At 47.9% G+C, this 18,622-nt stretch carries 13 protein-coding genes; all 13 read right to left on the reverse strand.

The window, feature by feature from the left end:
• Positions 1 to 156 precede the first annotated feature (156 nt).
• On the reverse strand, positions 157 to 4,044 hold the full coding sequence (gene rpoC, locus OCV68_RS05530) for a DNA-directed RNA polymerase subunit beta' (protein ID WP_022475522.1): 3,888 nt from the start codon (positions 4,042 to 4,044) through the stop codon (positions 157 to 159).
• 97 nt (positions 4,045 to 4,141) lie between these two features.
• Positions 4,142 to 7,936 (reverse strand): DNA-directed RNA polymerase subunit beta, encoded by a 3,795-nt coding sequence (gene rpoB, locus OCV68_RS05535; RefSeq protein WP_022475521.1) that lies wholly within the window; start codon positions 7,934 to 7,936, stop codon positions 4,142 to 4,144.
• Between the two features lie 383 nt (positions 7,937 to 8,319).
• Entirely contained in the window at positions 8,320 to 8,922 is a 603-nt protein-coding gene (locus tag OCV68_RS05540; protein ID WP_262571332.1) for a Fic/DOC family protein, read from the reverse strand.
• On the reverse strand, positions 8,912 to 9,142 hold the full coding sequence (locus OCV68_RS05545; RefSeq protein ID WP_147622471.1) for a hypothetical protein: 231 nt from the start codon (positions 9,140 to 9,142) through the stop codon (positions 8,912 to 8,914). The genes OCV68_RS05540 and OCV68_RS05545 overlap by 11 nt, the downstream gene beginning before the upstream one ends.
• On the reverse strand, positions 9,139 to 10,665 hold the full coding sequence (locus OCV68_RS05550; RefSeq protein ID WP_147622472.1) for a YifB family Mg chelatase-like AAA ATPase: 1,527 nt from the start codon (positions 10,663 to 10,665) through the stop codon (positions 9,139 to 9,141). The genes OCV68_RS05545 and OCV68_RS05550 overlap by 4 nt, the downstream gene beginning before the upstream one ends.
• A gap of 12 nt (positions 10,666 to 10,677) precedes the next feature.
• Entirely contained in the window at positions 10,678 to 11,616 is a 939-nt protein-coding gene (locus OCV68_RS05555) for an alpha/beta fold hydrolase (protein ID WP_022475517.1), read from the reverse strand.
• Between the two features lie 15 nt (positions 11,617 to 11,631).
• Complete coding sequence (locus tag OCV68_RS05560; RefSeq protein WP_022475516.1) at positions 11,632 to 12,606, reverse strand: tyrosine recombinase XerC; 975 nt, start codon at positions 12,604 to 12,606, stop codon at positions 11,632 to 11,634.
• A gap of 193 nt (positions 12,607 to 12,799) precedes the next feature.
• Positions 12,800 to 13,438 carry a hypothetical protein gene (locus OCV68_RS05565; protein ID WP_147622475.1) on the reverse strand — a complete coding sequence of 213 codons (639 nt, stop codon included), beginning with the start codon at positions 13,436 to 13,438 and terminating at the stop codon, positions 12,800 to 12,802.
• A 100-nt stretch (positions 13,439 to 13,538) separates the two neighbouring features.
• The gene (locus tag OCV68_RS05570) at positions 13,539 to 13,994 is read right to left on the reverse strand and encodes a hypothetical protein (RefSeq protein WP_147622476.1); all 456 of its coding nucleotides are present in this window, start codon (positions 13,992 to 13,994) and stop codon (positions 13,539 to 13,541) included.
• Positions 13,995 to 14,383: 389 nt separating this feature from the next.
• Complete coding sequence (locus OCV68_RS05575) at positions 14,384 to 16,516, reverse strand: polyribonucleotide nucleotidyltransferase (RefSeq protein WP_262571336.1); 2,133 nt, start codon at positions 16,514 to 16,516, stop codon at positions 14,384 to 14,386.
• A 249-nt stretch (positions 16,517 to 16,765) separates the two neighbouring features.
• Entirely contained in the window at positions 16,766 to 17,032 is a 267-nt protein-coding gene (gene rpsO / locus OCV68_RS05580; protein ID WP_022475512.1) for a 30S ribosomal protein S15, read from the reverse strand.
• Positions 17,033 to 17,199: 167 nt separating this feature from the next.
• A complete protein-coding gene (locus tag OCV68_RS05585) occupies positions 17,200 to 18,072 on the reverse strand; it encodes a DegV family protein (RefSeq protein ID WP_262571338.1) in 873 nt (290 codons plus the stop codon).
• A gap of 46 nt (positions 18,073 to 18,118) precedes the next feature.
• A complete protein-coding gene (gene trmL / locus OCV68_RS05590) occupies positions 18,119 to 18,616 on the reverse strand; it encodes a tRNA (uridine(34)/cytosine(34)/5-carboxymethylaminomethyluridine(34)-2'-O)-methyltransferase TrmL (protein WP_147622479.1) in 498 nt (165 codons plus the stop codon).
• Positions 18,617 to 18,622 lie beyond the last annotated feature (6 nt).

Here is an 18,622-nt window from a genome sequence, read left to right on the forward strand (position 1 = left end):
TTATAAAAGCACTGTCTGCCTGCTGTCTGCAAAGCCTTGATTTTACTGGTTTTCTACTACCATCCTTATCAAAGCCTTGCTAATGAGGGTAAAATAACGAAAATTCGGAGCAGCATCTCTGCCGCTCCGAACCTTGAACGTTTGTTATTGATGTTATCAGTGAACCGCTGTATGATCAGCATTTTCGGACTTGACGATCTGAACGTTGTTGTAAACATCCATACCGGTACCTGCGGGGATAAGCTTACCGATGATAACATTTTCCTTAAGACCGAGAAGATGGTCGCTCTTGCCCTTGATAGCAGCATCTGTAAGAGCACGGGTGGTCTCCTGGAAGGAAGCTGCGGACAGGAAGCTGTCGGAATTGGAGGAAGCCTTTGTGATACCCTGGATAATAGGCTTGAAGGTAACGAACTTGAGACCTTCTTCTCCTGCTTCCATTCTTGCCTTGATCTTCAGGTTCTCCTCGTAGATCTCCTTGCGGTCAACTACGGAGCCGGGAAGCATGAAGCTGGAGCCTGCCTCCTCAACACGAACCTTCTTGAGCATCTGGCGAACGATTACCTCGATGTGCTTATCGTTGATATCAACACCCTGGAGACGGTAAACCTTCTGAACCTCGGTGATGATGTAGTTCTGAACAGCCTGCTGACCGAGAACCTCGAGGATATCGGAAGGATTAACGGAGCCTTCGGTAAGGGACTCACCCTTTTCAACCACATCGCCCTCACGCACCTTGATCTTGTAGCCGTAAGGAACGGGATAGTACTCTTCAGCGCCTGTTTCCTCATCAGTGATGATAACGTTTCTTGTCTTCTTGATTTCTTCCATACGAACCTTGCCGCCGAACTTGGCAATGATAGCCGCATTCTTGGGACGTCTGCTCTCGAAAAGCTCCTCGACACGGGGAAGACCCTGTGTGATATCTTCTGCGGAAGCGATACCGCCTGTATGGAAGGTTCTCATTGTAAGCTGTGTACCGGGCTCACCGATGGACTGAGCAGCGATTACGCCGACAGCCTCGCCGACAGCAACAAGATTGTTGTTGGACATATTAGCGCCGTAGCACTTAGCGCAAACGCCGTGCTTAGCGTGGCAGTTGAGAACGGAACGGATAGTAACTCTCTCAACGCCTGCGTCAACGATCTTCTTGGCATCGTTCTCGTTGATGAGCTTGTTCTTGCTTACGATAAGGTTGCCTGTCTTGGGATCGTAAAGATCGTCCATAAGGTAACGGCCAAGAAGTCTTTCCTGGAGAGGCTCGATCATCTCGTTGCCGTTCTTGATGGTGTAGATCTCAATACCCTCATCAGTGCCGCAGTCCTCCTCGTGAATGATAACGTCCTGAGAAACGTCAACCAGACGACGTGTGAGGTAACCGGAGTCAGCGGTACGAAGAGCCGTATCTGCCAGACCCTTACGGGCGCCTCGGGAGGAGATGAAGTATTCCAGAATGTTAAGACCTTCACGGTAGTTAGCTCTGATAGGCATCTCGATGGTCGAACCCGATGTATTGGCGATCAGACCTCTCATACCAGCCAGCTGACGGATCTGGTTGATAGATCCACGGGCACCGGAGTCAGCCATCATGAAGATGGGGTTGTACTTGCCAAGGTCATTCTTCAGAGCAGTTGTTACATCATCTGTAGCGCCGTTCCAGATCTGAATGAAGCGCTTGGACTTTTCAGCTGCGGAGATGAAGCCTCTGCGGTACATTGCGTTGATCTTCTCGACCTGCTTGTCGGCATTTGCGAGGATCTCAGCCTTTTCCTTAGGAATTTCGGCATCGCATACTGCAACGGTGATAGCAGCCTTGGTGGAGTATTTGAATCCGAGAGCCTTGATCTTATCAAGAACTTCGGAAGTAGTGGTTGTGCCGTGAGTTCTTATGCAGCGCTCGATGATATCGGAGAGCTGGCCCTTCTTAACAAGGAAGTCGATCTCAAGATCAAACTGCTTATCGGAGTTGGTTCTGTCAACATAGCCCAGGTTCTGGGGAATGTTCTCGTTGAAGATAAGACGGCCGACGGTGCAGTCGATTATCTTGGATACCTTTCTGTCGCCGATATCCTTGGAGATACGGACCTTGATAGCAGCGTGAAGTGTCACTACGCCCTCCTGATAAGCCATGAGAGCCTCGTTAACGTCACGGAATACCTTGCCTTCGCCCTTTTCTCCCTCTTTCTTCATGGTAAGGTAGTAGGAACCCAGTACCATATCCTGTGAAGGAACGGCAACGGGACGGCCATCAGAAGGCTTCAACAGATTGTTTGCAGCCAGCATGAGGAATCTTGCCTCAGTCTGAGCCTCTGCGGAAAGGGGAAGGTGAACAGCCATCTGGTCACCATCGAAGTCGGCGTTGAACGCAGTACAAACCAGAGGGTGAAGCTTGATAGCACGGCCTTCAACGAGGATAGGCTCGAATGCCTGGATACCCAGACGGTGAAGTGTAGGCGCACGGTTCAGAAGTACGGGGTGAGACTTGATAACATTCTCCAGTGCATCCCATACATCGTTCTCCGCTCTGTCAACCTTCTTGCGGGCGGACTTTATATTGGTGGACTTGCCTGTATCAACAAGTCTCTTCATAACGAAAGGCTTGAAAAGCTCGAGAGCCATCTCCTTGGGGAGACCGCACTGATACATTTTCAGCTCAGGGCCAACGACGATAACGGAACGTCCTGAGTAGTCAACACGCTTACCGAGGAGGTTCTGACGGAAACGTCCCTGCTTACCCTTAAGCATATCGGAAAGAGATTTCAGCGCACGGTTGTTGGGGCCTGTTACAGGTCTGCCGTGACGGCCGTTGTCGATAAGTGCATCGACAGCTTCCTGGAGCATTCTCTTTTCGTTTCTGATGATGATGTCGGGAGCTTCCAGCTCCAGCATCTTTTTAAGACGGTTGTTACGGTTGATAACACGTCTGTAAAGGTCGTTCAGGTCGGAGGTAGCATATCTGCCGCCGTCCAGCATTACCATAGGACGAAGATCGGGAGGGATTACGGGAACAACGTCCAGTACCATCCACTCGGGCTTGTTCTCGGAGAGACGGAAGGACTCGATGATGTCCAGTCTCTTGAGGAGCTTTATTCTCTTCTGACCTGCGGGCAGATCCTTCAGCTCGTCTTTCAGCTCGTCGGATACCCATTCAAGGCAGTTGATCCACTTGGACTTGTCAGCGATCTCATCATACTCGCCGTTCTTGTTAGCCTCAGCGATCTTTTCATCAAACAGCTTCTCGATGTACTTGGAGCCGTAGATTACCTTGATGCAGTTGTCGCTTCTCTTTTCCTCTTCCATCCAGTTGTATCTGGTGATGGCGTAGTTATACTCATCTCTGGAAACGAACTGACCAACTTCATATTTCTCATTGTTGCCGTTGTCGGTGATAACGAGAAATCTCTTTGCAAGAGTGTCTCTGATCTGCTGCTCGGTAAGACCTGTTACAGCAGCGAACTGGTCAATGTACTTGACGATGTACTGATTGTATCTCTCAGGGTCATAGTCCTCAAGGAGATCCTTAATAGCCTCCGCACCCATTGCAGCATAGAAATCGTCCTCGTACTTCTCGCACATATCGGAATATTCCTTTTCTGTGAGAAGCTGCTTCTTGACAAGCTCGGTGTTACCAGCGTCAACAACGATATATTTTGTAAAGTAAAGGACCTCTTCAAGACGCTTCTGGGAAACCTCAAGCACCTGACCGATTCTGGAAGGTGTGCCCTTGAAGTACCAGATGTGGGAGCAGGGAGCAGCAAGAGCAATGTGACCCATACGCTCACGTCTTACCTTTGCACGGGTAACTTCAACGCCGCAGCGCTCGCAGACCTTGCCCTTAAAGCGGATCTTCTTATACTTACCGCAGTGACACTCCCAGTCCTTGGTAGGGCCAAAGATCCTTTCGCAGTAAAGACCGTCTCTTTCGGGCTTCTGTGTTCTGTAGTTGATGGTTTCAGGCTTTTCAACAGCGCCGTATGACCAGCTTCTGATTTTTTCGGGGGAAGCAAGACCTATCTTAATAGACTCAAAAGTTTTTAATTCCAAAAGCTTACACTCCTTATCAATAGAGTTTTGGATATCTAATATTTCTTTCCCGCATAAAGCGGGAAAGAAACTCAAAATTGTGCTTTAAACCGGTTTATCAGATAAGATCGTCTGAATCGTCGTGCATGAAGTCGGAATCATCGTCATCGTCCAGACTTCCGAAATCCTCTTCATCGTCGTCAACCAGCGAGAAGCCCTCGTCCAGATCGCCGTCGTTGAGATCGTCCTCGGTGTAATGGCTGTCGTCGGAGGAAGAAAGATCCTCGTAATCGTCAGCATCTGAAACAGGCTGTGGGATAACATCGTCGTCGTCCTCAAATGTGGACTTAAGATCGATCTCCTCGTTGTTTTCATCAAGAACACGGATATCAAGGCAGAGTGACTGGAATTCCTTGATAATAACCTTGAATGCCTCGGGGATACCGGGCTTGGGAACGTTCTGTCCCTTAACGATAGCCTCATAGGTCTTTACACGGCCGACGGTATCATCGGACTTAACGGTAAGGATCTCCTGAAGAGTATAAGCTGCGCCGTAAGCCTCCAGCGCCCAAACTTCCATCTCTCCGAAACGCTGACCGCCGAACTGAGCTTTACCGCCCAGAGGCTGCTGTGTTACGAGAGCGTAAGGACCTACGGAACGTGCGTGGATCTTATCATCAACAAGGTGGTGGAGCTTCAGGTAGTACATGATACCAACGGTAACTCTGTTATCGAAAGGCTCACCTGTACGTCCGTCACGAAGAACGATCTTGCCGTCCTCGTCCATGCCTGCTTCCTTGAAGCACTCACGGATATCCTCCTCGTGTGCGCCGTCGAATACAGGGGTCATTACCTTCCAGCCAAGCTTTCTTGCAGCCATACCGAGATGAACTTCAAGCACCTGACCGATGTTCATACGTGAAGGTACACCCAGAGGGTTAAGAACGATATCCAGAGGAGTACCATCGGGAAGGAATGGCATATCTTCGGACTTAAGGATACGTGAAACGACACCCTTGTTACCGTGACGGCCCGCCATCTTATCGCCGACGGAGATCTTACGCTTCTGTGCGATATAGCATCTTACCAGCTTGTTAACTCCGGGAGAAAGCTCATCGCAGTTCTCACGGGTGAATATCTTGACATCGACAACAACGCCCGATTCGCCGTGGGGGACCTTCAGGGAGTTGTCTCTTACTTCCTTGGCCTTTTCACCGAAAATAGCTCTCAGAAGTCTTTCTTCAGCGGTAAGCTCGGTCTCTCCCTTAGGAGTTACCTTTCCGACGAGGATATCGCCGGCTCTTACCTCTGCACCGATACGAATGATACCACGGTCATCGAGGTCCTTAAGAGCGTCCTCACCAACGTTGGGGATATCTCTTGTGATGGTCTCGGCACCGAGCTTTGTATCTCTTTCCTCGATCTCATACTCTTCAATATGGATAGAAGTGTAAATATCTTCACGGACAACACGCTCGTTAAGAAGAACGGCGTCCTCGTAGTTGTAGCCTTCCCAGGTCATGAAGCCGATAAGAGCATTCTTACCGATAGCAAGCTCGCCGTTGCTGGTTGCGGGACCGTCCGCAAGAACCTGACCAACGTGAACTTCCTCGCCCTTGTCAACGATAGGTCTCTGGTTTACGCAGGTACCCTGGTTGGAGCGCTTGAACTTGGTGAGCTTATAGGTGTGAGTTGCGCCTGTGCCTTCCTTGACAACAACCTCGTCAGCGGAAACACGCTCAACAACACCGTCATGCTTGGAAACGATGCACACGCCTGAGTCAACAGCAGCCTTGTACTCCATACCTGTTCCAACGATAGGAGCTTCGGTCTTGAGAAGAGGCACAGCCTGACGCTGCATGTTCGCACCCATGAGGGCACGGTTAGCATCATCGTTTTCCAGGAAGGGGATCATTGCAGTCGCAATGGAAACGACCATCTTAGGAGAAACGTCCATGTAGTCGATACGTTCTCTCTCGCACTCGAGGATCTGGTCTCTGTAACGGGCATTTACTCTGGGACGTGCAAACTTGCCTTCCTCGGTAAGAGGCTCGTTAGCCTGAGCAACGGTATAATTATCCTCTACATCGGCAGTCATATATACAACTTCATCGGTTACAATACCTGTAGCCTTATCCACCTTTCTGTAAGGTGCTTCGATGAAGCCGTACTCATTTATCCTTGCGAAAGATGCAAGGTAGGAGATCAGACCGATGTTAGGTCCTTCAGGAGTCTCGATGGGGCACATTCTTCCGTAGTGGGAGTAGTGAACATCTCGAACCTCGAATCCTGCACGGTCTCTGGAAAGACCGCCGGGGCCCAGTGCGGAAAGACGTCTCTTATGAGTAAGCTCAGCAAGAGGGTTGTTCTGATCCATGAACTGTGACAGAGGCGAGGAGCCGAAGAACTCCTTGATAGCCGCAGTTATGGGACGGATATTGATAAGGCTCTGAGGTGTAATGGTCTCAACGTCCTGAGCCTGTGTGTTCATTCTTTCACGAATGCTGCGCTCCATACGGGCAAAACCGATCCTGAACTGGTTCTGGAGCAGCTCACCAACGGAACGGATACGTCTGTTGCCAAGGTGGTCGATATCGTCAACAGTACCAACGCCCTCGCAGAGGTTGATGAAGTAGCTGATCGTGGAGAAGATATCGTCAAGTGTGATGTGCTTGGGAACAAGCTCATCAACACGCTTCTTTACCATTTCCTCCAGCTCGTCCTTGTCGGCAGCGCTTTCAAGGATATCCTTCAGGACCTTGAAGGAAACAAGCTCGTTGATGCCGTACTGAGCGGTATCGAAATCAACATAGCCGTTGATATCTACCATGCCGTTGCCGATGACCTTGACTTCCTTTTCCTCAACACGGCTCATAGGCTCGCCGCCTGCAGGATTGGAATAGATCTCCTTGTGAACGACCTTCAGCCATACCTCGCTTACGCCTGCCTGCTGGATCTCCATAGCCTTGTCGTAGGAGAGAAGCTCTCCCTCGTCAGCCATGATCTCGCCTGTCAGGGGGTTAGCGATAGGTCTTGCAACGTAGTGACCTGCGATTCTGGAGCCAACGCCCAGCTTCTTGTTGTACTTATATCTTCCGAAACGGGAAAGATCATATCTCTTTGCATCGAAGAACAGCATATTCAGGTGAGAGATAGCGCTGTCAACTGTAGGAGGCTCGCCGGGGCGGAGCTTCTTATAAACCTCAAGAAGAGCTTCCTCGGTGTTCTTGGTAGCGTCCTTCTGGAGGATAGTCTGGCTAAGTCTCTCATCGTGGCCGAACATTTCCTCGATCTCAGGGTCAGTTCCGACGCCGAGAGCACGGATAAATGTGGTAAGAGGTATCTTTCTGTTCTTATCGATACGAACATAAATAACATCGGCGGAGTCCATCTCGTATTCGAGCCATGCGCCTCTGTTGGGGATAACTGTAGTCTTAAAAAGGTCCTTACCGGTCTTATCCTTTTCAAAGGAATAGTAAACGCCGGGTGAACGGACCAGCTGTGATACGATAACACGCTCGGCGCCGTTGATAACAAAGGTGCCGCTTTCGGTCATAAGCGGGAAATCGCCCATGAACACTTCGTTTTCCTTAACGTCGCCGGTCTCCTTGTTCCAAAGGGTAGCCTTTACTCTGAGCGGAGCGGCGTAGGTAACGTCTCTTTCTTTACACTCCGCAACGGAATACTTAGGTGTTTCATCAAGATGATAATCGACAAAGTTAAGAACTAAGTTGCCGTTATAATCCGTGATAGCGGCAACGTCACGGAATACTTCTTTAAGTCCCTCCTCAAGAAACCATTTGTAGGAATTTTTCTGCACCTCGATAAGGTTTGGCATCTCCAGAGCTTCGTTGATCTTACCGAAGCTCATACGAGTGGTCTTGCCGAGCTGCACCGGCTTTACATTCACCATAGGCGGACTCCTCCTCATAATTTTAGAAGAAATAATGTCTATCTTTGCCCTTACAAAGATTATTGGCTTAAAAAACGATTCTGAAACTGCGCCGCATAACGTTTTTACGCAGCTGCCGCAGTGTCGGCAAAACAAGCCATGATAAGCATAAGCCGCAATTAACTTTAGTAAAACAGGCATAAGTTTACATTATGATACAGTATATTATTATATAACATCTGTCAGCCCTTGTCAAGGGATTTCATTCTCATTTCCTCAGATTTTACATTTTGTACAATTCCGTTGGTATAAATATTAACACCATTGCGCAATTACACATAAACAATAAGAGGACTTCGGACAATTTGTTCCGAAATCCTCTTAAATTTATATGATCTATAAATTCACCTGTCAATTTTTCCAATCAACTCTATATTCTCTGCAAAGAAATCAACAAGGTGATCCATTACCCCCTGAGCTGCAAATATAGTTGCTATGGTCAAATAATCCTTGTCGCAATTATAAAAGTCAATACTATATCCAATGTTTTTAAGCAATGCGGATATAAAAGCTTTTTCAGTCCTTCCATTGCCTTCTCTGAAAGGGTGAAGAATATTGAGACTATCAAAAAGCTCAGCAATACAGCTTGGAAGCTCCCGCTCTGAAACATCTTTATAATAATTATTATGTTTAAGCTTATGAAAAATAGCTTCCCCTGTTTCACGGATAAATTCATAAGGGCAGAAACAAGTCCCCTTTTTGGAAATATTTGTGGTACGTATCTGACCTGCCCAATCATATATATCCTGAAACAAATATTTGTGAATGGATAAATAAAAGTCAAAATCCACATTTTCAAACTTTATACCATTCTCTAATTCCATTAGCCGCATTGCCGAATAGTAGCTTTCCGCCTGCATTAACGTCCGGTCATCACGTAGGCCAAGTTTATTTATAAGAACAGCTGAATTCGGGTAACAATTTGCAGTTGTAGGGTCATAAGGCATTGGCTTTTCTTATCCTTTCCTCAGACATCTTTTTTAGGCTTTCTGCCAGTTCCGACTTTTTAAGTCTGCCGTCAAAAAGCCGCATACATATATCCTTGTCCTTTTCGGAAAAGCAATACCCTTCCATTTCAACTATAGCCACCGCATTATCCAGCAGCTTCCTTTTTTCATCATTGGTCGCCGCTTTCTTTTCAACTACCACAAGAGCACCTCCAGTCATTCACTCCAGTATTTCCTGTCAAGGCTCCTGAACTGAACGGCACGGGCGATATGGCTCTTGCCGATGACCTCTTCACCCTCCATGTCCGCAACAGTTCTTGCCACCTTTAAAATGCGGTCATATGCCCTGGCGGAAAGTCCCATTTTCTCAAAAACATTTTTGAGCATAACGCTTGCCTCATCTGTCATGGGGCAGACATCGTGCAGGATATCGGGAGTGATCATTGCATTGCAGGTGATGTCTGTTCCCGCAAAACGCTTCTGCTGGATCTCTCTTGCCGCCTGAACACGCTCTCTTATGGCTTCAGAGGATTCTTCTTTCGCCCCCGAGGACAGATGCTCATACTCAACAGGAGCCACTTCAACCTGAATATCGAACCGATCGAGCAAGGGGCCGCTTATGCGGTTTATGTAAGCGTGAGCCTGCTTTTTGCCGCAGATGCACTTGCGTGTGGGGTGTCCGAAATATCCGCAGGGACAGGGATTCATGGCAGCCACCAGCATGAACGAGCATGGATATGTCACCGTGCCCGATGCCCTTGAAATAGTAACCTGCTTGTCCTCCAGAGGCTGGCGGAGTATCTCCAACGCCTGACGTGAAAACTCGGGCAGCTCATCAAGAAAAAGTATGCCGTTGTGCGCAAGGGATATCTCACCCGGGCGTGGTATGGTTCCACCGCCTGAAAGTCCCGCACCCGAAATGGTGTGGTGAGGCGAGCGGAAAGGCCTTTTTGTCACCAGCGGGTTTTCCTTTGAAACAAGCCCGCAGACAGAATGTATGTTCGTCGTCTCTATGGACTCCTTAAAAGTCATTGCAGGCATTATGGTGGAAAGCCTTTTTGCCAGCATGGACTTTCCGCTTCCCGGCGGCCCGATCATAATCAAATTATGACCGCCGGCAGCCGCATATTCCATTGCCTTTTTAGCCGTCTGCTGACCCTTTACATCTGCAAAATCCACCGTATCAAAGCGTTTTTCGGGCAGCACCTCATATTTTCTCTGGGGAATAAGCACCGCTTCCCTGTTGAAATGCCCGATAAGCTCGGAAACATTGTCGATGCCGTAAACAGTCACGCCCTCCACAACGCTTGCCTCATAGGCATTGGCAGAGGGAACGAAAACCGTGTCAAAGCCAGATCTTTCAGCGCACAGCACCATAGGCAGAACGCCGTTCACATGGCGCACGTCACCGTTCAGCGAAACCTCTCCGATAAAAGCGGTCTTGTCGATATTTTCCTCTATATTGCCCGTTATTTTGAGCAGTGCCGCAAAAATGGCAAGGTCGTGCATACTTCCCGTCTTTTTAGTGTCCGCAGGAGCAAGGTTCACTATCACCCTTGCCAGAGGAAAGGAAATGCCCGCACTCCTGAAAGCCGCTCTTATTCTTTCACGGCTCTCCTTGACGGAAGTATCCGCCAGACCTACTATATCAAAGCATGGCGTTCCCCTGCTGACCTCCGTTTCGACCTCAACGGGAAAGGCGTTCAGACCGAAAAGCCCCAGACTGTTTACCTTGGCAAACATATTATCCCTCCGTTAGCCCAGCTTTTCTTCCAGCCAGTCGGAAATGTTTTTATAAACCTCCAGGCGGTTTGTCTCGTTGAGCAGCTCATGGCGGCAGCCGTCCCAGAGCTTCAGCTCAACATCATCGAAGCCGTGGCGTTCCATGCTCCTGAATATCTGCATAACTCCCCTGCCGAAGGTTCCCACAGGGTCGTCTGTTCCGCCCATGATAAGCACAGGCAGGTCATGGCGCACCTTTTTGTACCATGAACGGTCGGAGCAGTACTGCACCAGCATGAAAAGATCCCTGAAAGCAGAAGATGTAAAGATAAAGTTGCACTTCTTGTCCGCAACATAGCTTGCCACAACGTTTTCATCACGGGATATCCAGTCAAATTCAGTCCGCTTGTCATCGACCATAACGTTGCTCATGCCGAAAAGCAGATGATTTATCTTTCTTGAACGGCTCTTTACACCGTGGAGCATTATCTCCGAATCAGCCAGAGCGATGCCGAAAGGCAGGGCAGGGTGAATGCCCACAGTTCCCAGCAGAATTGCTCCGTCCGTATCACCGCTGTACTTGCCCAGAACGCAGCGGACGATGATAGAACCCATGGAGTGACCGAGGAAATAGTGAGGTACATCGCCGAATATAGACTTTCCGATAAGCTGTACCTTTCTTACGTCCTTTAGCAGATATATCCAGCCGTCCTCCAAAGCAAAATAGCCCAGATCGTCATTGTCCGAAACGGAATTGCCGTGACCCAGATGGTCGTTTGCGATAACCGCATAGCCCAGTCCGCAAAGGTAGTCGATAAAATGCTCGTATCTGCCGATGTACTCGCACATTCCGTGACAGATCTGGATAAGCGCCTTGGGCTTCCGTGCAGGCTCGGGGGTGTAGATGTAATAAGCTATCCTGTCAACTCCGTTGGAGCTTTTGAAAAAGTGTTCTGATTTATTAAAGTTCATACCGATCCGCCCTTTCTATTTTTTCATTTTAAAGCCCTCGTCCGAAAGAGGGTTTGATTCCATGGCAGTGCGCACGTTATCGTTGGTAAGGTGGGTGTATATCTCCGTGGTGGAAACGCTGGCGTGACCCAGTATTTCTTTGAGCACCATAGGGTCAACGTTGCCGTACTGATACATAAGTGTAGCCGCCGTGTGCCTGAGCTTATGGGTGGAAAGACCCCTGTTGCCCATGCCTATGCGGTCGATAGCGCTCGTAACTATCTGCTCCACACGCCTGTTGCTGATGCGTGTCTTTCGCTTTGAGAGGAAAAGCGCATCTGTGGGAGCCTCGGGGCGGGCTGCAAGATACTGGCGTATAGCCTCTGCACAGCCGTTGTTTATGTGGATTATCCTTTCCTTGTTGCCCTTTCCCAGCAGTCTCATGCTGCGGTCGTCCAGGTCTATGTCGGTGATGTTCAGTCCCACAAGCTCGGAAAGTCTCATGCCGCAGTTAAGGAAAAGCATAAGGATACAGAAATCACGCTCGTAGAAATCTGATGCGGGGCTTACGTTTTCCAGCAGCTTTCTGCTCTCGTCCAGACCCAGATATTTGGGTTGAGCCTTTTTGGGAGAAGGAACGTCCAGCTGTTCCACAGGATTGTTTTCCAGATGAAAGCTTGTGAGCTTGTTGTTGCACAGCGCCTTGTAAAATCCCTTTATGGCAGATATCTTTCTTGCCCTGGTCTTGTCGTTGTTGCCCCTCTCCTCGGCGGAGAAGTTAAGATACTCGTAAACGTCCGCCAGAGTTATCCCTGCCACAGCAGAAAAGGGTACATCTGCTATTATGTCGCAGTTTTCGGCGGATATTATATTTTCCTTGATATATCTGAGAAAAAGCCGCAGGTCGATATAATACGATTCGATAGTTTTTTCCGAACGGTTCCTTATTACTCTCAGATAAAAAATATATTCTCTGAGATAAGGAGGACAGTCCTTCATATCCACAGCCACAGCATTTCACCTCTTCATTGTTTTTATATAATTTTAACATACCTGACCTTTTATGTCAAGCAGCGTGACGGTGTGTCACAGCTTCTTCATCAATGTTTTTTAGAACATTAGCGCCAATATTTTAATTTTTCGGGAGATCTGTAACCAACCCGAATATAAAAACGGCTCATGCCAACGCACAAGCCGTTTTGTATCAGATATTTTCATCGGGGATAGAAAGCTGCATCGACGGGTCGGTGCGGATAACATTGCCCTCCCCCGCTCTGAACGCAGGGGGCATTATATATGCCTTGCCGTCACGGAATGTTACCGAAACGCCGTGGATAACGCTGTATCTGTCCAGCGTTCCGTTCTGCTCCCGTTCCTCGTCGGTGTATTCATGCCACTCGCTGCACAGTATGACACTATCAGCATAATGAAAGGTCACGACCTTGTATTCCCTTTCGCCGCCCCATACACGGTCATCGGAAGCAACACTGCCGTCCTGCCATCTCAGGCAGAATGTGCCGTTCTTTATCTCCATGTAATAATCGGCGTTCCTGTCACCGTTGGGATAATATTTTCCCTCGGGGATAACAGGCTCGGTGAAGCTTTCGTCATGAGTGCAGACGCCGCCCTCTGTCTGTCCCAAATACAGGTCATATATGGAATCAGGCTCCACAAGCCACTTTTCACGAAGCGCAGGGTCAGCCAGCAGTTCTGTACGTGTCGGCGGGTCATCATAATCAAGCCCCTCGGCAGGCTTCGGGTCAAAGGCTGTTCTGAGATAAATGCTTGCGCCCAATGCAGAGCAAAGCAATACCGCAGCGCCGATAATAAATCCCTTTTTCATAAAAATTTCTCCTGCATACTATCCTTCTTAAATCACTTAATGGTAGAATACGCAATATCAGCATAAAAAGCACTTCACTAAACAAAAGAAAAATTTTTCATTAGCTTCTTACATATATTTCGCCATTCGCTAAAATAAAATCTCCTCCACTATATGTTGTTTCAATATATATCCAGTTTGAAGGTCCCGTATGAACCGTTGATTGTCCATAATACGTCCAGCTTGTTAAATAAAACGTAAACGATGGACTTGCTGAATATGTATGTTTACCACTTCCTGACACAAATGAATTTTTTTCAGTCGAATATACATTATTGAAAGTACATGATATTCCATCAGTTGAAATGTTAATATATGAATCAGAGCGACCTGTCGACAGACAATAATAGGTACCCGCAGGCAGTGACACCAAGCCTCTGGGTGTAACTTCTTTCTGTGATAAGCCAGCAGGAATACTCTCAATTGTCTGAGCTGAAACTGTATTTGAAAACAATGATATAGTTCCTATTACAGACAAAAGTACGGCAATAATTCTACTTGTTCCTCTTTTTTTCATAATAATAACCTCCATAGTCACAGACACTTAAGTGATTCCTAAAGTTTCTTTTTTCATTTTATAAACCGTTTAAGCATTAGTCACAGGTGCAACAGCTGTCAGCATCACAGCAGTTGATAGTGCTGCTGCAATCATTCTTTTTAACATTTTTTTTGACTTCATAAAGCGACCTCCTAAACATGTCATATTTGATGAACATTTCATCATTTCTATTATACAATTCAAATTTACAATTGTCAATCATTCCTATTAAAATCGTATATTTGCACAAATGCGCAGCGCTCATATTGTCAAACTGTATGTCGAAAATTGTCGAATTTTTATCATACACACAAAAAGCGCACCCCAAGAAAGCCTTGGAGTGCGCCTCTGAAAATATCGTATTAAACTCAAGCCTGAGAATTCTTCTTTGCCTCAAGGTCAGCAAGAGCGTCCTTGCGGGAAAGATTTATTCTGCCCTGGTTGTCGATCTCCATTACCTTAACAACGATCTCGTCGCCAACGGAAACGATGTCCTCGACCTTTTCAACTCTCTGCTTGTCAAGCTTGGAGATGTGAACAAGTCCGTCCTTGCCGGGAGCAATCTCGACAAATGCACCGAAGTTCATGAGCTTTACTACCTTACCACGGTAGATAGCGCCGATCTCGGGATCGTTTGCAATGGTGTTAACGATCTGGAGAGCCTTGCGTGCGTTGTTGATATCAACACCGCTGATGAATACGTTGCCGTCGTCATTGATATCTATCTTTACCTGGCAGTCAGCGGAGATCTTCTGGATAACCTTTCCGCCCTGACCGATAACTTCTCTTATCTTGTCAACGGGAACCTTGGTCTGGAGCATCTTGGGAGCATACTTGCCAACCTCAGGACGGGGCTCGGGGATAGCCTTGAGCATAACCTCATCAAGGATATAATCTCTTGCCTTGTGAGTCTTTGCAAATGCTTCCTTGATGATATCGTAGGTAAGTCCGTCAACCTTGATATCTACCTGGATAGCGGTGATACCCTTCTTGGTACCGCCTACCTTGAAGTCCATGTCGCCGAAGAAGTCCTCAAGGCCCTGGATATCTACCATAGTCTGGAAGCTTCCGTCGTCACGGGTGATAAGTCCGCAGGAGATACCTGCAACGGGAGCCTTGATGGGCACGCCTGCGTCCATAAGAGCCAGTGTGGAGCCGCAGATAGAACCCTGAGATGTGGAACCGTTGGAGGAAAGAACTTCGGAAACAAGTCTCAGTGCATAGGGGAATTCCTCAACAGGAGGGATAACAGGCTCAAGTGCTCTTTCAGCAAGTGCGCCGTGACCGATTTCACGTCTTCCGGGGCCTCTGGAGGGCTTTGTCTCACCTACGGAGTAGGAGGGGAAGTTGTAGTGGTGCATATATCTCTTGGTATCTTCTTCATCAAGACCGTCGATCTTCTGAGCGTCGCTTACAGGGCCGAGAGTTGCAACTGTAAGAACCTGAGTCTGACCTCTTGTAAACAGACCCGAACCGTGTACTCTGGGAAGAACGCCTACCTCGGCAGCCAGAGGACGGATATCATCGATTCCACGGCCGTCAACACGCTTGCCCTCGTAGAGCCAGTTTCTTACGATCTTCTTCTGGAGCTTGTAGATGCACTCGTCGATTATAGCGGTCTTTTCGGGATAAAGCTCATCAAACTTAGCGTGGATATCGTCCTTGATAGGATTGAGCATTTCCTCACGCTTGTTCTTGTCATCTGTATCGAGAGCAACCTTTACTCTGTCAGCAGCAAATTCCTCGATGGCATCGAACATATCGTGGTCAACTTCCATGGACTCGAACTCGAACTTCTTCTTGCCGATCTGAGCCTGGATATCGCTGATGAAATCGACCAGCTTCTTGATTTCGGTGTGGCCTGCAATGATGGCGTTGAGCATAGTGTCATCGTCAACCTCGTTAGCGCCTGCTTCGATCATAACGACCTTGTCCTTGGTACCTGCAACAGTAAGGTTAAGGTCATTTCTTGCTCTCTGCTCGAGAGTGGGGTTAAGAACGATCTCGCCGTCAACCAGACCAACGCTGATGCCGCCGATAGGGCCGTTCCAGGGAATATCGGAAATTGAAATAGCGATAGATGTTGCGATCATGCCCACGATCTCGGGGGAGTTGTCGGGATCAACAGCAAGAACAGTCATAACAACGGAAACGTCGTTTCTCATGTCCTTGGGGAAAAGAGGACGGATAGGACGGTCAACAACACGGGAAGTAAGGATAGCCTTTTCGGAAGGCTTGCCCTCTCTCTTCATGAAGGAACCGGGGATCCTGCCTACGGAATAAAGTCTTTCCTCGTAGTCAACGGAAAGAGGGAAGAAGTCAACGCCCTCTCTGGGCTTAACGCTTGCGGTAACGTTTGCCATAACTACAGTTTCGCCGTATCTTACCCAGCAGGAACCGTTGGAAAGCTCACAGGTCTTGCCTGTTTCAACAACGAGCTCTCTGCCTGCGAACATGGTCTTGAAAACTCTGTAGTTGTCAAATGTTTTCATCTGATTCATTTAATTTACCTCCGTACATTTTATTTTCCGGCGGCTTTAGCAATAAATCCGAAGCAGGAAAGGGCTTCATGCTCCCGATTTAATGCTAAACGACCGCCTTAGATAACGAGTGAAAAACAAGTTATACCGATTTCAAAATGTTCTATAGACAATTACGGCAAGCTGTCGTATCTGTCTATAGTTCGGTTTGAAATTAGTATTAAAGGCAGAGTAAAGGCAAGGCCTTTACATTCTGCCTTTAAGAAAGAATTACTTACGAAGACCGAGCTTCTCAACGATTGCACGATATCTGTTGATATCCTTCTTCTGAAGGTAAGCAAGCAGATTACGTCTGTGACCTACCATCTTAAGAAGACCTCTTCTGGAGTGGTGGTCGTTGTTGTGAGCCTTGAGGTGAGCGTTAAGGTCGTTGATTCTCTTAGTGAGAATTGCGATCTGAACCTCGGGAGAACCGGTATCGTTCTCGCTCATCTTGTTAGCTTCGATAATAGCGTTCTTTTCTTCCTTGAGCATCATAATAAATACACCTCTTTAAAATATTTCCCCTCACCGGGCATACGGCAGGTATGTTCCCTATCGGGCTTTACCCGTAAGCTTAGTGGAGGGCTGTGTCATGCACATACAGCACAACGGAATTATTATATCATACATTTTTGCATTTGTAAAGTGTTTTTTGAAATTTTTCACTCCTGCTTAGCCTTAAATGCCACAGCTACAACATCGGGGCCGCTGTTTGCCGCAACTGCTCCGCCTACTCTGAACGAAAAATCAACGGGAGGATATCCCAGGCGCTTTGTAAGCAGCTCCGAAAGCTCCTTTGCACGGCTCAGGTCTCTGCCGCCGATAATGATGTAAGGCGAATCCTTTTCTATCCTGCTGCAGGCAACGTCGGCAAGCTTGGGAACAACATTCTGCTCTCCTCTGGGCTTTGCCACTACCTTTGTGCCGGCACCCTTGAGCAGGATAATGGGTTTGAGACCAAGCACCTCTCCCGCAAATGCGGCAGCAGCGCTGATACGTCCCGACTTCTTTACAAATCTGAGGGTATAGGTGGCAAGATAAACTTCGTTCACCTCGAACCAGTCTGTAAGATACTTTTCGATATCATCGGCAGAGCTGCCCTCTTCTGCCATCTGCGCCGCACGGATAACGGGATAGCCGTATGCGCCCGAATAGCTGGTGGAATCAAGCACACGTATCCTCAGGGAGCCCTTCTTTTCGGGGTGAGCCTCAAAGAAATTATCCCTTGCCATGCAGGCATTCTGATATGTAGCGGAACCGTGGGCATTTATGGAAACATAGAAGATATCCCCGTAACCCTCTTCCGCATATTTTTCATAAAGCTCCTCGAACTCAAATGCTGTGAGCTGAGAATGAACGGGAAGCTCAGCGGAAGCGTCGATAAGGTCGTAATATTCGTCGTTGGAAATATCGCCGTCACGGAAGCTCTTGTCGCCTACGGTGATGGGGAAGCCCTGAACGTCAATGCCGTACTTTGCGCTGTCAGCCTTAGCGATATCGGCTGCCGAGTCTGTGATGATCTTTATTTTTGCCATGATTTTCTCCATTCCGCCGCTTTTGCGGCATAATTATGATTATATTTTACCATGAAAATTTTGTGAGCTGACCCTTTGTTTCAAGGTCGGGATAGCCCCACTGCCTCAGCACCTCATAAACCGCAATGGCAGCGGAGTTTGACAGATTAAGGCTTCTCAGCGTGCTTCTCATGGGTATTCTTACACATTCATCGGGGTGGGCATACAAAAGCTCTTCGGGAAGCCCAGCGTCCTCACGTCCGAAAATAAGAAAGCTGTTGTCGGGATATTCTGCATCGGAATGTATCTTCCTGCCCTTGGTGGTGAAGAAGAAATAATTCCCGCCGCTGTTTTTCTCAAAGAAATCATCTGTATTGTCATAGTAGCTTATGTCAAGCTTGTCCCAGTAGTCAAGTCCAGCACGCTTCAGCTTTTTGTCATCTATCTGAAAGCCCATGGGACGGACAAGATGGAGCCTTGCTCCCGTAACAGCACAGGTGCGTGCTATATTTCCCGTGTTCTGAGGTATCTGCGGCTCCACAAGAACTATATTCAAAGAAGGCATAGCATA

It is taken from the genome of Huintestinicola butyrica (genome assembly GCF_025567215.1).
Classification (GTDB): Bacteria; Bacillota; Clostridia; order Oscillospirales; family Ruminococcaceae; genus Huintestinicola; species Huintestinicola butyrica.

Excerpts from the sequence above, each read along its gene's own strand:
- rpoB (WP_022475521.1), bottom strand. The coding sequence starts at position 7,936 with ATGGTGAATGTAAAGCCGGTGCAGCTCGGCAAGACCACTCGTATGAGC.
- OCV68_RS05540 (WP_262571332.1), bottom strand. The coding sequence starts at position 8,922 with ATGCCTTATGACCCTACAACTGCAAATTGTTACCCGAATTCAGCTGTT.
- OCV68_RS05545 (WP_147622471.1), bottom strand. The coding sequence starts at position 9,142 with ATGACTGGAGGTGCTCTTGTGGTAGTTGAAAAGAAAGCGGCGACCAAT.
- OCV68_RS05550 (WP_147622472.1), bottom strand. The coding sequence starts at position 10,665 with ATGTTTGCCAAGGTAAACAGTCTGGGGCTTTTCGGTCTGAACGCCTTT.
- OCV68_RS05555 (WP_022475517.1), bottom strand. The coding sequence starts at position 11,616 with ATGAACTTTAATAAATCAGAACACTTTTTCAAAAGCTCCAACGGAGTT.
- OCV68_RS05565 (WP_147622475.1), bottom strand. The coding sequence starts at position 13,438 with ATGAAAAAGGGATTTATTATCGGCGCTGCGGTATTGCTTTGCTCTGCA.
- OCV68_RS05570 (WP_147622476.1), bottom strand. The coding sequence starts at position 13,994 with ATGAAAAAAAGAGGAACAAGTAGAATTATTGCCGTACTTTTGTCTGTA.
- OCV68_RS05575 (WP_262571336.1), bottom strand. The coding sequence starts at position 16,516 with ATGAATCAGATGAAAACATTTGACAACTACAGAGTTTTCAAGACCATG.
- rpsO (WP_022475512.1), bottom strand. The coding sequence starts at position 17,032 with ATGATGCTCAAGGAAGAAAAGAACGCTATTATCGAAGCTAACAAGATG.
- OCV68_RS05585 (WP_262571338.1), bottom strand. The coding sequence starts at position 18,072 with ATGGCAAAAATAAAGATCATCACAGACTCGGCAGCCGATATCGCTAAG.
- trmL (WP_147622479.1), bottom strand. The coding sequence starts at position 18,616 with ATGCCTTCTTTGAATATAGTTCTTGTGGAGCCGCAGATACCTCAGAAC.